Here is a 14,512-nt window from a genome sequence, read left to right as displayed (position 1 = left end):
AAATATGAAACTATTTTCGGATGTTCTCGTTTATTTTTTAAGCTGTGTGCTTTTGACACAACCTCATTGCTTGATGATTAGAGTTAAGGATACACACTATTCCTGTTTTTTAGTCTGTAGCCTTTTGCTCGCTATCTATTTGATAATTTCAGCTTTTTTTGTTTGATTATTTCATTTTTCGTTCATCTGGTACGATTCTTTGTGACAACAACCACTTATGGAAGAACCATTCAGCGATCCCGATCAATAACGCAGGTATTAAAACCTTCATCCAAATATCCGTCATATCGTTCATAAAATAAAGATATAACCATAGAATGACTGCAGCTGAACCAGCATCTGCAATTGTAGCCGCGATATTTCCTACTTTTCGTAAAATCACCAAATCACCTAATACATAGATCATGACAACAATGATTACTCCGACAATCGTTGAATCCATGAAACTAACACCATACAGTCCCGTTAAAACGATCCACAAAATTGCCCAAATCATGATTGCTTTTACCACCAACGCCTTCACATGTTTCATTTTCTGCACTCCCTTCTTTTTTGGTTAAAAATATATGATTATATAATTAAATAATCTTCATAATTATATCTTTTGTTATAGAATCAATCAAAGATATCGTACTTATTTTAGCAATAAAAAAGATGAACACCGCTTCTGTTTAGTTAGAAACAATGTTCACCTGTTTTATATTCTATTCAACTTTCTTTAAGCGCTCGGATCAGCGCTTCTTTGAACCGTTGGTGATCTTCGTGAGTGAAAGGCTTCGGCCCTTTCGTCCGGATACCCGCTTTTCTCAACTTACTGCTTTGGTAACGTTGTTCCAATAATCCGTCAATGTTCGTGGTATCAAACTCTTTCCCCGATTGATGAAAGACTCGAACACCTTTAGGTAAGACCAGTGAAGCTAAGCCATAATCTTGAGTGATCAAAAAATCACCATTTTTGATCAGCCCGACGATTTTATAATCTGCACTGTCTGCCCCTTTATCGACATAAACAAACTGTACATAACTTGGATACTCTTTATTAGTATAGTGATCGACACTTGTCACGATCATTACCTCTAATTGAAAAGATGCCGCAATTTCAATCACATCATTTTTCACTGGAGAGCCGTCACCATCAATGAATATTTTTCGCATGTTCTTTCCTCCATAAAAGATAAACAGCAGTTACCCCAAGGAGCAATACACTGACATTTATCCATTTTACGTAAACTAACAATTGGATCATCGCGTTTGGCACGCTCAGACTACCAGTCAGTTGGAGCAATACGCTCACAGGTTTGTCCAACCATTGTGCCATCAACAACATCAATGACATCAATAAGAATTGATGGGTCACACTTCCTTTGTTTTGCGTCGTAAACTTCTTGATCACGCGATTATCCATCGGTATTTCTGCGTCGATCTCATAATACGTACGATTCAACCAACTGCCTATTATCGCATGCCAAAAACTTAATAAGAATAAGCCAACCACAAAACCGATTTGTGGAAGTAACAGTACCATCAACGAACTAAATACTCCGGCTAGTTGAATGAGGACTGGTTCGATCGTCGGAATCTGGATCACTTGATTGCCAATGATTTTAGCTAACACCATCCCTGCAACATAAGGTAAATACATATACACGCCCAAATAGTCGAAACCATAGATACGACCGATATAAAGTGTCCCGAATAAAAAAAGAAAATTGCCTAACATGCCATTCAAAAAAGTAAAACTATTCAACCAAGTGGGTAATTTCCAATGCTTTCTCGCTCTCCCAAGATAAAAAGCCGCAAATAGAAACAACAGCATAAATCCATAGATTGCCACATCAAATAACGCAGGGTCAATCAACAAACGAGCATTTCTCAAAAGAAACAACAAAACGAAAAAGCCGATAAATAAAAGCAACTCTTTGGTAACTACCACATTCGACTTCATCTCTTTAAAATCTAATTCGTAGCGTGGATAATGACTGACCGTATGGTATGCCATAATATAGAACAATGTATATAAAGCTAACGTCATGACGACTTGTGTTGACCCAGGAAGCTCGATCACCCGAAACAAAAGAAGCAACAACAAAATCGCAAATGGAAATTTATTTGCTGACATGTTCGTGAATCCCTGTTGTTTTTCATGGTAATTCACTGTGATATTTGTGGGGATCAGCCATGCCGCACTTAGTCCTAAAAGTACACTTGATAGATAATACAACGGGAAATAAAGGACACCGAAAATCCCGATCAACGAACCTGCACCACCCATCAATAAAGAAATCATCAACAAGGTATAGCTATCCAGACCAAAGCGAATACTACTAACTAAGAACAGACCTGTCATGCGAAAGGTATAGAACAAAGTGAAGGGTAAAATCGATAACCATTGGTTCCCATCACTCAAACTTAAAAATAAAAGATACGGCACCAAGATAACCGTATTACTCAAAATAAAAGGTGTCGTCTGGGTAAAGTTCCGCCCAAATCGTTTGATTTTATCAATCATATAAAAACTCCTTACGTGTTAAACATGAGCGACTTGTCATGTCAACGCATCATCTCTATAGACATACCCACATGTCTGTAGGTACAAAACTGATTATACCATAGGAGCAAAGCAGCCAACACCCTATAGAGGTTGTGAAAGCAGCACACTGATCCGCAGTCAACCGATAGAAAAAAAAGCAGGAACTCCACAAAATTTGACTAGCAAATTTGGGAATCCCTGCTTATTTTTGAGTGTTGAACATTTCTGTTCGCCACTCACTGGTGCCTGAAAGATTCAGACAGACAAGCCCTTCTCCACAAAAGTCTTGTCCAGCACGCCTACATCCGGTAGGTGATCCGTGGATCATGTGCCGCCAAAATCAATTAGACCTCTAACGTTCAGAGATCTTCTCGACCCGTCGCATAACGTATACTTTAACACAAGCAAGCTTTTTATGCGAGTCTTTTTTTCATTTTATAATCAACCATTTGAAATCCTTCGCCGATATCGCTGATCAACTCTCCCTCAATGACAAATCCCTGATGTTGATAGACTGCGATTGCTTGTTGATTTCCTTGATTGACACGCAAGAAAATCTCCTGTGCTTCTGTTTCTTTTGCTAGTTGTTCGTACCAACGAAAAATTTCAGAGGTCAAACCTTTCCCTCGTACTTCTCGAAGAATATAGAGTTTACTTAAATAGATCGAAGAACCCATCTTTTCATAAGCAGTATAGCCAACCGTCCGCCCATCTAGCTTCAATAAGAAATAATTGACTCCTGTTGCACATTCTTTTTCAATCTGTTCTTTTGATTGATATGTCTCCAACATATAAGCGACTTGCTTTTGACCGATGATCGGCGTAAAGGCTTCTGGCCATACGTCATGGATAACTGCCACGAGTTCATCGAGTTCTTTCTCAGTTACTATTACTTTCTCCAACATTTACTCTCCCCCGTTCAATGAACTAAAAATGCCCTTGTGCCTGTTGGAATAAAAACAACATGATCATACTATATACAGCGACCGACCAAGGTTTTAAAAGAATAACGATTTGCATGTATTCTCTAAATGAAAGCTTCGTCAACCCAGCGACGAGACAAATCAAATCATCTGGCGCAAAAGGCAAAAGTAAAGTAACGATCAATACCTTTTTGATATTGTTTGTTTTTTCAATGACTAGCTGTTCAAATTTTTTGAATTTTTTTGGTGATAAGATAAAACGGACAAAACTCGTACCATAATAACGCACGAATAAAAAGCCGATTGCTTCACCAATAATCAAGCCAATACAACTATACAGCAACCCAAAGACATTTCCAAACATCAACATCCCTGCAACAGAAGAAATCCCTCCTGGCAGAATCGGAATGATCACTTGGATGATTTGGATAAGAATAAATAAAATGATCGCATAGCTCCCAAACTGTTGCATGAATTGTTGCAAAGAATCTGCCGATTGAAAGATGCCATGTCGATAACCATACATGATCAATATGAAAAAAATACTTAATCCAACGAGTGGTGCGACTTGGATGGTTCTATGTACCCATGTTTTCTTCTCAGCCATACGCTTCTCCTACACTTTTCATTTTCTATATTTCATAAAAGAACAGGTAACGAACAACTACAAGATCGTTGTATGCAACTTCGTGCAACAGAAGCTTGATCCTCTTGTGCCTCCTAAGCCCGAATAAACAACGTGAAGAAGCTCCTTCAGAAATAAGCGTGAAATCCCAAAAATTTGAAGAAAAATTTTCGGTTTTTCACGCTTATTTCTCGGATTTGAGCACTTCTTTATGACTGATTACCCGCAGAAGTTACTTATAAAACGCCGTTTATTTGGTTTTAGAAGATAGGCATAACGACTACTTCAGTTCTAACACCTGTTCTTATCTTTTTACTGGTGATTCAAAAAACTAGCAACTTTCGTTGTGATCAAGTCGATAGCTACGTGATTTTCGCCACCTTCTGGAACGATAATATCAGCGTAACGTTTTGTTGGTTCAATAAACTGATGATACATCGGCTTAACGACTGTTAAATATTGTTCGATCACAGAATCTAAGGTACGGCCGCGCTCTTCCATGTCACGTTTGATGCGGCGAATGATCCGAATGTCATCGTCTGTATCTACATAGATCTTGATATCCATCAAATCACGTAAACGCTCGTCTTCTAAAATCAAGATACCTTCCAAAATAATCACTTCTTTTGGTTCTTGGATGATTGTTGCTTGACTTCTCGTATGGGCAACATAATCATAGACTGGTTTTTCAATGGCTTCATAGTTCAGTAGTTTTTCAACGTGCTGGATCAGCAGTTCATTATCAAAGGCAAAAGGATGATCGTAGTTTGTATTCAACCGTTCTTCAAAGCTAAGATGACTTTGATCTTTATAGTAAGAATCTTGTTCAAGCATCATGATGGAGTGGTCTGGAAAGTGACTAAAAATCCCTCGGCTGACGCTTGTCTTTCCGCTTCCCGATCCGCCCGTCACACCAATGATAATTGGCTTGCTTTTTGTCATTGACTAAAACCTCTTTCATATCCGTTTTTTCATTCTAATCTATTATAGCGAAAAAAAAGGAAAATGCACTATTTTTCTGAAAATTAATGAGGTGAGATTTCCAAGAGCTGGTAAAGTTCTTCTAAAGAATCAATCCGATAGGTTGGTTGGATCTCTGGTATTTCAGGCAACTTATTTTTATTGAACCAGATCGTATCGATCCCTGCTTCATTTCCACCTTTGATATCCGAAGTCAGTGAATCACCGATAATCACCGTTCGTTCTTTGTCCAACTCAGGAATATTAGCAAACACGTGATCAAAAAAAGCCTTCATTGGCTTTTGTGCGCCAATTGCTTCTGAGACAAAAATTTCTCGAAAATAATGGATCATCCGAGCATCTGTTAATCGTCGATGTTGGGTTTGAGAAACCCCATTCGTCACTATATAAAGTTCAGCTTCACTTGACACTGCTTCCAGTAATTCATGGCTTCCAGGAATCCAATGATGGCCCTGATTCAAATAATGTCGATAACGTTGATCCATTGCTTGGCTATCTACTGTCTTGCCGAACTGTTGGAACAACAGACCAAAGCGGTTGCCTGTCACTTCATCTCTTGTCATCTGCCCTTTTTCAAATTCTCGCCATAAATGATGATTCAATGCTTTATAACTTGTTCTGATCTCTGGTGTCAGTTCAATGCCTTGTTCCGCAAAGAGTTGGTGCAAGGCTTCTGCTTCTGTTTGTTGAAAATCTAATAACGTATCATCTACGTCGAATAATAATGTATGATATTTCATCTAATTCTCCTATTTCTTCTATATTTAATGTTTCGTTTATTTGCATTTTCGTGGGTTGTTAGGTTGTTAGCAGTGATTACGATAGACGGATTTACTCCTAATGAATCTAAAATGCTTTCGACGTCAGTAGCTAAATTCTTATTGATATTCACTTGAACTTTCTTTTTTTCGTTAATTTTGTCTTTTCCTTCGATTCCAGACATAGAACATCACCTCTTACTCCTATTAGGAGTGTAATACAAATCCATCGAATGAAATACCCAATTCACTTTTATTATTTAAAATATTTTTTTAGTTTTTTTAGTTCGTCTAACGTCAATGAACGATATGAACCTTCAGCTAAATGTGGATCTAACTGTAATGGACCCATGCTGATGCGTTGTAATGCTGTCACTTTTTTCCCACAAGCCAAAAACATTTTTTTCACTTGGTGGAATTTTCCTTCTTGGATCGTCAGGCGTACGATACTTTGTCCTTGTTGGATATCCAAGACTTCTAGATGGGCTGGCAAACACTGATAGCCACTATCAAAGATGATCCCTTTTTCAAAAGCAACTTGATCAGCTTCTGTCACTTGTTCATTGACAACTGCTACGTATGTTTTCTTCACTTTCTTCTCAGGCAGTAACATTTCATAGCCTAATTGTCCATTTGAAGTGATTAGCGATAACCCTGTTGTATCACGATCTAATCGCCCCACTGGATACAAAGGCTGGGTGCGGTCGGCTGAAGCCAACAAATCGATAACGGTCGTTTTGTGAACGTCTGTCACCGCTGTTACAGCTTTTTTGGGTTTATTCAGCATAAAGTATACTTCATTTGTATGTAGATTTACGCCATCCACTTCGATACAGTGGAGCAAACTATCCACATTACGATTCTGTTTCGGTTCCACTTTACCATCGATACGTACGAGTTTCATCGCAAAAAGTCGTTTCATCTCTTTACGTGATGTTTCTAATTCTTTTTCTATTAATTTATCTAACCGCATAACTGCTTCCTTTCCTAGCTACATACGCATTATAACCTGAATCGTACATCATGCAAAATGGAAACGTTAAGTTGTTTCCTTGACTTACTTAGAAATTCGCGTTACGGTTAAAGAGTAAAGTGAATTGGATTTCTCATACACAGCGTAATGACCTGGTGGAGAAAAGTTGAATCCTGACTTTTTAAGGGCAGATGCGCGCATCTGTCTTTTTGCGTTTTTTCGCGCTACCTGATAATGTGCAAGAGACCATGTGACATTCACTTAAATAAAATCTGTCTGACACCAAAGCAGACAGTCACATTTTAAGGAGGAATTTTGGTTATGTCAGTATCATTAGAAGTAAGTAAAAGAGAAGTACGTCCCCGTTCATTGAGAAACAAATTGCGTCATGAAGGAAAAGTTCCTGCAATCGTTTATGGCTACAATGTAGAAAGCACGCCAATTTCATTTGATCGTGCGACATTTAGTAAAGTATTGCGTGAGAATGCCGCAAACACAGTTATCACAATGAATATTGAAGGAAAAAAAGTCAACACACTTGTTCATAAAGTCCAATCAAACACATTTACCAACCAATTAGAACACGTGGAGTTCCTATCTGTTAATATGACAGAAGAAACAGAAGTCGAAACAGAAATTGTCCTTGTGGGCGAATCTACTGGTGTGAAATCTGGTGGTGTATTGGCTCAAAACCTATATACTGTGATTGTTTCTGCTACGCCAGATCAATTACCAGAAAACATCGAAGTGGATATCACTGATTTAGCATTAGGTGATTCGATCACTGTAGCGGATCTACCAAAAAATGACGCATACACGATCATTACTGATGGAGAAGAACAAATCGCCGCAGTTGTTGCACCAACAGAAGAAGAAGAATCAACTGGTGAAGCAGCAGAACCAGAAGTGATTGGTTCAACTGAAGAATAAACGTCTTTTGATCAACGAAGCAGTGACTTGTGTCATTGCTTCGTTTTTTTTAATTCCCACTTAAAAATAAATTGTTTTAAGAATGGTATATTCCTATTTATCAACCCTTATTTGTTTTTTTGATAAGCGCAAAAACCTTTATATAGTAAGGTTTCTTGAAGTCCTCTTAAAAGTTTCTTATACTTTGAAAAAAAGTATGCAAATATTGTTGCATTTTGTATAAATGTTTATTAGAATGAACCAACGTTAAAAAAGTATAACTCGTTTATCCTGATAATAATATGTTGTTCTCGTCATTTCGGTTTTTTAGACAAAGGAGGCTAAGCCGATGTTTGAAAGTTTTGATAATAGCCGTAATCGATACGCATCACTAGGTGTGGTATCAAGTTTACCAGATGAACTGATCGATAGTATCTGGTTCGTTATTGATTTAGACCTTAAGGGTGTTATTCCATTAGATAATATTTTAGCTTTTGATTTAATCAACAATCATGGGAAAGTAACCTTGCATTTTTCTCAAGCAGGCAGTACCGTCGAGATGGGGATCGATTTACCATTCCCTTATTCTCCACAGTATCCGGCGCAAGTATTTGCCTATGATGATGGGACCAGAGAAACCATTCTTCTCCCAAGTGAAATTAAACAATACTAAAAAAAACCCTTTGTTTTGCACGATAGCCAAGTAAGTTGACTCTTTGATTTTCATCGCAGACTCACTTCTTGGCTACTTTTATGATGACCTTCTCTGAAAATTTTCAGAAAACATAAAGCATTTTAGCTATTTATTTATCATCAGATTCTAATTGGTATTCCAAGGGTAAACACTATATACTACTAACTAAATTTTAAAAGAAATAAGGAGTTTACAAGATGCGCGATTTAACAAAAGGAAGCCCAGCCAAACTGATTTTGCTATTTACTGTCCCTTTATTGATAGGCAATGTTTTTCAGCAGTTTTACAACATGGTCGATATGATCATCGTTGGGCAGACATTAGGGAAAAACTCACTAGCGGCTGTAGGAGCTACCGGTGGATTAACTTTCTTGATTATTGGCTTTGCTCAAGGTCTAACCGCTGGTTTAGCCATTATTACAGCACAACGATATGGTGCGAAAGACTTCCGGGGGTTGAAAAAAAGTTTTGCTACAAGTGTCATGATTAGTGTCATTGTTACTGTGATTTTAACTGTCCTTAGCTTAGTATTTATTCGTCCGATGCTCCAGTTGATGCAAACACCTGCAGATATCATTGATGAAGCACAAACATTCATCGTGATCATCCTATGGGGAATCTTTGCTGCCGTCAGCTTCAATTTATTGTCAAATGTTATTCGCGCACTTGGTGATAGTCGAACGCCTTTACTCTTTTTGATCGTTGCGGTAATTATCAACGTTGTCTTGGATTTGATCTTTATTATCAACTTCGGTATGGGAGTAGAAGGTGCTGCTATTGCAACAGTGATTGCGCAAATTGCTTCTAGTCTATTATGTATCGTCTATATCAAGAAAAAGATCCCAATGCTTCAATTACGTAAAAAAGATTTTTCGTTCGATAAACAAGAGATCCGTATGCATTTGAATGTTGCTTTACCAATGGCTTTCCAATCTTCGATCATTGCGATTGGTGCAATCGTCTTGCAATCTGCATTAAACAGCTTAGGTACAGATGTCGTAGCTGCCCAAGCCGCAGCTGGTCGAATCGATCAATTTGCTGTTCAACCTATGATGTCCTTTGGGATTGCGATGGCGACTTTTGCAGCACAAAACTATGGAGCGAAACAATATGGGCGTATCTTAAAAGGCGTTCGTCAAACATTAGTGATGAGTATCGGCTTTAGTTTCTTAGCCGGAGCAATTGTCATTTTCCTTGGTCGACCATTGGTGAGCTTGTTTGTCAGCCCAAATGAAACTGTCGTTTTTGATTTGGCACAAACGTATTTCAACATCAACGGCTCCCTTTACTGGATCTTAGCTATCCTATTTATCTTACGTTACACATTACAAGGACTTGGTCAAAGTAAAGTACCGACGATTGCAGGGATGATGGAACTGATCATGCGTTCTTTCGCTGCAATCATTCTGACTGGAATCTGGGGCTATCCAGGTGCTGCTCTTGCTTCACCACTCGCTTGGGCTGGTTCTGTCATTGTCTTGCTTTACTCTTATCTCCGCGCTGTGAAACATTTGAAACAGCTAGACGCCGAACAACAGCAATTTTCAATTGAAGATGCTGAAATCAGTTATTAGATTAAAAAAAGTGTTCCTCCTATACTACGGGAAGAACACTTTTTTTCTATGGATTCGTTGGTAAAATCACCAAGTTGAAATAGTCGATATGTGCATGATCATATTCCAAAACTGTAAATTTGAATTGTCCAATCGTGATCACTGTACCTGGTTCGATCTCTTTTTGATAGCTTGACATAAAGCCAGCCAGAGTGATGAAATTTGTTTCTTCAAATTCTGGCACATCTTCATTGAAGTAGCGCTCAAAATCATCAAGCGTCAACTTACCTGAAACAATATAGCTACCATCTTCTTGTTTCGCAATCAATGCTTGGTCCACATCTGTTTCATCTCGAATCTCACCGACGATCTCTTCTAAAATATCCTCGATCGTGACAAGTCCACTTGTCCCACCATATTCATCCTTTAAGATCGCTATATGTTTTCCTTTTCTTCGCATGATCGTCAATAGTTTTTTGATGGGGATAGTTTCTGCTGTCACGATTGGTTCTTCAATCAGAGACTCCACCGTTATCTGGTCATCTTCTAAAGATTGTTTGATCAACGCAGGTAATGTCACGTATCCTAACACATTATCTTTGGATTCCAGTATGACAGGATATCTCGTATGCCCACGTTCAATCGATTCCTTGATGGCTTGTTTGACTGTATCTGACGCATCAAATACTTGCATCGATGTCCGATCTACTTGAATGTCTTTTGCCAGTGTGTCATCAAATTCAAAGACATTTTCTAAGTACTGGTATTCATCCTTTGTCAACTCACCTTGCTGGTAAGAATTGAGGGCAACTAAAGTCAATTCTTCTTGCGAGAGTGTTTCTTCACCTTCTGATACTAGTTTCACGCCTAGCAATTTACCTAAGCTTGCTGCCGAATGATTCAATACCCAGATGAAAGGAAACATCGCCAGATAAAAATAATGCAAGGGTCTGACTACGAATAACACAACTTGTTCCGTATTGACGATACTATAACTTTTCGGCAAAAGTTCCCCCACCACAACGTCGACATACGTCACCAAAATGAACCCTAATGCGACAGAGATCGTTGCACTTATTCCCCGTCCGATCGGAAGTTGACCGATCCAAGGTTCCAACAATGCTGCCACAGAACCTTCGCCAACCCAACCAATGATCAAGCCTGTCAATGTGATACCCAATTGACTTGCAGATAAATAATCGTCTAAATGGTGGGTCACATGCAGCGCTAGTTTGGCGTTCTTCACGTCGTCTTTTTCCAATTGCTCTAAACGGGAACGTCTGATTTTTACTAAAGCAAATTCACTCGCAACAAAAAAAGCAGTGATTGCTATCATCAAAAATAATATGACAAAATTTAATACCATTTGTTTCGCCTCACTTTTCCATTTCAATTGTACAACTTTTCATAAAAAGAGTATAACTAGGAGGCTTTTGATTTCTGCTTCTCCCACTAGATCACTTTAAATAATGGGAGGATTTATTCACTTGTATCACTAGCATTCAACAGCTATTCAATAACAAGAAAATTTATAAATTAAGGTTTAAAATGTACGCATGTGCTATGCTATTACGTGACAGTACAGTTTAATGACGGTGGCTATCCTTCGAAAGCGAGGTGGTGCGTATGCACATACTTTCTAAATCTTACGAAAGGAGACGCCTTTTGTCGGCATTCGATACAATCCAATTGATGCTCAGCTTTGGTATGTTCACCATCGCCCTGATCACGTTGGTTGTAGCATTGCTTAGCGACGACAAAAAGAAATAACCGTCCTCGGCTTAGGACGGTTATTTTTATAACAATTAACTAAACCTATGCCGCTGTTTTTTAAACAACGCTGTCAAAGGGGAGTTGTTGATGCAACTCCTCTTTTCGTATTTAGTATAGCATACTATCGACATGCTTACTAGATTAAGTTCTAGGGAAGATCCTCTGTCAGTTGGGCATTTAGTCTAAATTGATGCTCAGCTTTGGTATGTTTACTATCGCTCTGATTACGTTGGTTGTAGCATTGCTTAACAACGACAAAAAGAAATAACCGTCCTCGGCATAGGACGGTTATTTTGTAAAAAATAAGTTGAAATATGCCGCTGTTAATTAAGCGGTACTGTCAAAGGGGAGTTGTTATCGCAACTCCTCTTTCCAGTTTTAGTATAGCATAAACTAATTCTTTATCTACTTACTTTTTCGTTCTTTCAACCACGTTTTTCTTGTTCCACCAATCAGCAAAGGTACTGTTTCATGTTTGACTTCACTGTATTCTAAACCAAACCATGTTTCTGGCGTCGTAGCGATTTTCTTGATGGCAAGTTTGGCTTGCATGATTTGTCGTTCCCATTTTCCAAGAGTTGTTACATTGGAAACTACTTCGTCGATCAAGATGAATTGGAAATCGCCGACTTCTCTTCCTGGAGTCAATGAATACGTCTGTGGTTGTTTTGGTAGACGTCCTTGTTTCATTAAATCGTGGATGATTTGTCGAACGTAGACATTGATTTCTTGTTGTACGCGGAATCCTAAGAACAGGTTCACTTGAACAACGAAGTCGGTTCCCATCATATCCACTTGATATTCTTTCGTATAGGGTTCATCGGTTACTTCTACGTGGACAAACCAATAGACCTTCGCCCGCTTTGGTCGTTTATCTAAAATGGAATACACGAACTGACGACCAACCTTCCCATCTGCCATATCTGGCACTAAGAAAACTACATTCGTTTGATACATTGGTAAGGATTTGTCCTCTTTCAATGCTTGAAGTTGTGGAATATATTCTTTTAATGCCACTTCTTCTGCGACCGATTCACGAATGATATTTCCTTGTTCCCAAACAAACATGACTGCTAGAATGACTAAAGCAATCAACACAGCGACAAAACCGCCATGGAAGAACTTCACGATACTTGAAATAAAGAAGACGACTTCGATTGCCCCAAAGAAAAAGGTAATTGTATGAGCTAACCACTTCGGATAGCCAGTTTGGAGCAAATAGAAATAAAGTAAGGCAGTCGTCATCAACATCGTTACGGTAATGGACAGCCCGTACGCAGCTTCCATATGGTGTGAGGTTCTAAAGGTAACAACAACCAGTGAACAAGCAATCCATAGAATCAAATTTACTGCTGGAATATACATTTGCCCGATACTGCTTCCGGGATACATGATTTTCAACCGAGGCAATAATTTCAATTTGATTGCTTCTGAAACTAGAGTAAATGACCCAGTAATTAACGCTTGCGAAGCGATAACAGCCGCAATCGTTGCAAATATGACCCCAATGACGGTAAAACTAGCCGGCATCATTTTGAAAAATGGATTCAAGTTTTCGATCGCTTGGGTTTCTGGATTTTGATAGACATTCAACAGCCATGCTGCCTGCCCAAAATAATTCAATACCAAACATACTTTAACGTATGGCCAGCTTAAACGAATGTTTCGTTTTCCGACATGTCCTAAGTCAGAATAAAGCGCCTCTGCCCCAGTAGTAGCCAGAAAGATATTTCCTAGAATAAATAGACCTAGCTTATTATCAGGACTAAATAGCAACTGGATCGCATAATAAGGATTTAAGGCACGGATCACTGTCCAGTCTTGACTGAAATTAAACAAGCCCATCGCGCCTAAAAAGGTGAACCATAAAAACATAATCGGTCCAAATGCTTTCCCGACAACTTCTGTACCGAATCGTTGGACCATGAATAAAACAAAAATAATAACTAAAGTAATAATGACGATGATGTTCTGGTCATTGCCGAAACGGTCAAAGAATTGTGGAATCCCACGCAATCCTTCAATAGCGGTCGTAACCGTTACAGCGGGGGTCAGTACCCCATCTGCTAATAATGCTGCGCCACCGATCATTGCAGGTATGATCAGATATTTACCGCCTTTTCTAACCAAAGTATATAAAGAAAAGATCCCACCTTCCCCATGGTTATCTGCATTTAAAGCAATCACGACATATTTGATCGTCGTTAATAATGTCAAAGTCCAAAAAATCAAGGAGACTGCTCCGATAACAAAATCTGGGTTGATCCCCCGCAAGCCGCCATTGTCTTCTACGATTGCTTTCATTACATAAAGCGGACTGGTACCGATATCTCCATAAACAACCCCCATGGCGACTAATAACCCAGCCATCGAGATTTTTTTTGTGTTATGCTTTGTTGTCACTGTTCCCCCTCATTTCTCCAATCCTATGATTGACCTAAATTCCACCTAATTATCCAAGTATTCAACGTCGGTGTCAATAAATCAGCTAAAAATAACCGATTCATCGACGTCTTCTTAAATAATCGGCTGTAAAGGAGTAAAGAGCCAAACAAACGAGTGCCCCGATCAATGATGGGATAAGATAAAAGCCACTGATTGATGGACCTAGATCGCCTAACACAAATTCACCTAACCAACTTCCAAAGAAACCAATGATAATATTTCCAGTGACGCCCCCTGGAACATCTTCATTAAGAACAGCTCCAGCAACGAATCCTAATACGCCACCTACAATCAATGAGAATAAAAAATGGATCATTTCCATTCCTCCTTTTGCACTTTAAATAACTA

16 protein-coding genes and 1 pseudogene are annotated in these 14,512 nt (G+C 38.7%); 5 read left to right on the top strand and 12 right to left on the bottom strand.

The window, feature by feature from the left end:
• Positions 1-166 precede the first annotated feature (166 nt).
• The 9 genes from IGJ19_RS01070 to IGJ19_RS01030 form a co-directional block, all read right to left on the bottom strand.
• Positions 167-532, bottom strand: a complete 366-nt coding sequence (locus IGJ19_RS01070) for a DUF2512 family protein (RefSeq protein ID WP_071866119.1) — start codon at positions 530-532, stop codon at positions 167-169.
• A gap of 176 nt (positions 533-708) precedes the next feature.
• On the bottom strand, positions 709-1,155 hold the full coding sequence (locus IGJ19_RS01065; protein ID WP_071866118.1) for a YaiI/YqxD family protein: 447 nt from the start codon (positions 1,153-1,155) through the stop codon (positions 709-711).
• Complete coding sequence (locus IGJ19_RS01060) at positions 1,136-2,509, bottom strand: hypothetical protein (protein WP_074799589.1); 1,374 nt, start codon at positions 2,507-2,509, stop codon at positions 1,136-1,138. The genes IGJ19_RS01065 and IGJ19_RS01060 overlap by 20 nt, the downstream gene beginning before the upstream one ends.
• 434 nt (positions 2,510-2,943) lie before the next feature.
• Positions 2,944-3,432 (bottom strand): GNAT family N-acetyltransferase, encoded by a 489-nt coding sequence (locus tag IGJ19_RS01055; RefSeq protein WP_177187663.1) that lies wholly within the window; start codon positions 3,430-3,432, stop codon positions 2,944-2,946.
• Positions 3,433-3,457: 25 nt separating this feature from the next.
• Positions 3,458-4,060, bottom strand: a complete 603-nt coding sequence (locus IGJ19_RS01050) for a TVP38/TMEM64 family protein (RefSeq protein WP_074799588.1) — start codon at positions 4,058-4,060, stop codon at positions 3,458-3,460.
• A 330-nt stretch (positions 4,061-4,390) separates the two neighbouring features.
• Entirely contained in the window at positions 4,391-5,020 is a 630-nt protein-coding gene (gene udk / locus IGJ19_RS01045; RefSeq protein WP_010734363.1) for a uridine kinase, read from the bottom strand.
• A gap of 83 nt (positions 5,021-5,103) precedes the next feature.
• On the bottom strand, positions 5,104-5,799 hold the full coding sequence (locus IGJ19_RS01040; RefSeq protein ID WP_142433575.1) for a YjjG family noncanonical pyrimidine nucleotidase: 696 nt from the start codon (positions 5,797-5,799) through the stop codon (positions 5,104-5,106).
• Positions 5,796-6,002 (bottom strand): hypothetical protein, encoded by a 207-nt coding sequence (locus IGJ19_RS01035; protein WP_233433747.1) that lies wholly within the window; start codon positions 6,000-6,002, stop codon positions 5,796-5,798. The genes IGJ19_RS01040 and IGJ19_RS01035 overlap by 4 nt, the downstream gene beginning before the upstream one ends.
• A gap of 71 nt (positions 6,003-6,073) precedes the next feature.
• On the bottom strand, positions 6,074-6,790 hold the full coding sequence (locus IGJ19_RS01030) for a 16S rRNA pseudouridine(516) synthase (RefSeq protein WP_430604302.1): 717 nt from the start codon (positions 6,788-6,790) through the stop codon (positions 6,074-6,076).
• Positions 6,791-7,111: 321 nt separating this feature from the next.
• Between IGJ19_RS01030 and IGJ19_RS01025 the strand changes: the two genes are divergently transcribed.
• From IGJ19_RS01025 to IGJ19_RS01015, 3 genes are all read left to right on the top strand, one after another.
• Positions 7,112-7,720 (top strand): 50S ribosomal protein L25/general stress protein Ctc, encoded by a 609-nt coding sequence (locus tag IGJ19_RS01025; protein ID WP_071866113.1) that lies wholly within the window; start codon positions 7,112-7,114, stop codon positions 7,718-7,720.
• 328 nt (positions 7,721-8,048) lie between these two features.
• On the top strand, positions 8,049-8,372 hold the full coding sequence (locus IGJ19_RS01020) for a DUF960 domain-containing protein (protein ID WP_071866112.1): 324 nt from the start codon (positions 8,049-8,051) through the stop codon (positions 8,370-8,372).
• A 218-nt stretch (positions 8,373-8,590) separates the two neighbouring features.
• Complete coding sequence (locus tag IGJ19_RS01015) at positions 8,591-9,967, top strand: MATE family efflux transporter (RefSeq protein ID WP_074799583.1); 1,377 nt, start codon at positions 8,591-8,593, stop codon at positions 9,965-9,967.
• Between the two features lie 46 nt (positions 9,968-10,013).
• On the opposite strand, the gene IGJ19_RS01010 is transcribed toward IGJ19_RS01015, so the two are convergent.
• Positions 10,014-11,312 (bottom strand): hemolysin family protein, encoded by a 1,299-nt coding sequence (locus IGJ19_RS01010; RefSeq protein ID WP_074799582.1) that lies wholly within the window; start codon positions 11,310-11,312, stop codon positions 10,014-10,016.
• A 260-nt stretch (positions 11,313-11,572) separates the two neighbouring features.
• Between IGJ19_RS01010 and pepG1 the strand changes: the two genes are divergently transcribed.
• Positions 11,573-11,716, top strand: a complete 144-nt coding sequence (gene pepG1 / locus IGJ19_RS01005; RefSeq protein WP_104775597.1) for a type I toxin-antitoxin system toxin PepG1 — start codon at positions 11,573-11,575, stop codon at positions 11,714-11,716.
• Positions 11,717-11,909: 193 nt separating this feature from the next.
• A pseudogene (locus IGJ19_RS01000) lies at positions 11,910-11,987 on the top strand (putative holin-like toxin); the annotation flags it as partial.
• Between the two features lie 137 nt (positions 11,988-12,124).
• Here the strand turns inward: IGJ19_RS01000 and IGJ19_RS00995 are convergent.
• Both IGJ19_RS00995 and IGJ19_RS00990 read right to left on the bottom strand, forming a co-directional pair.
• A complete protein-coding gene (locus IGJ19_RS00995; protein ID WP_115357113.1) occupies positions 12,125-14,122 on the bottom strand; it encodes a KUP/HAK/KT family potassium transporter in 1,998 nt (665 codons plus the stop codon).
• A 100-nt stretch (positions 14,123-14,222) separates the two neighbouring features.
• Entirely contained in the window at positions 14,223-14,480 is a 258-nt protein-coding gene (locus IGJ19_RS00990; protein WP_065096493.1) for a GlsB/YeaQ/YmgE family stress response membrane protein, read from the bottom strand.
• Positions 14,481-14,512 lie beyond the last annotated feature (32 nt).

This window comes from Enterococcus sp. DIV1368b, from assembly GCF_050529595.1.
Lineage (GTDB): Bacteria > Bacillota > Bacilli > Lactobacillales > Enterococcaceae > Enterococcus_B > Enterococcus_B mundtii.
Note: the sequence above shows the minus strand (reverse complement) of the source record. Positions and strands in the feature narration are given on the sequence as shown.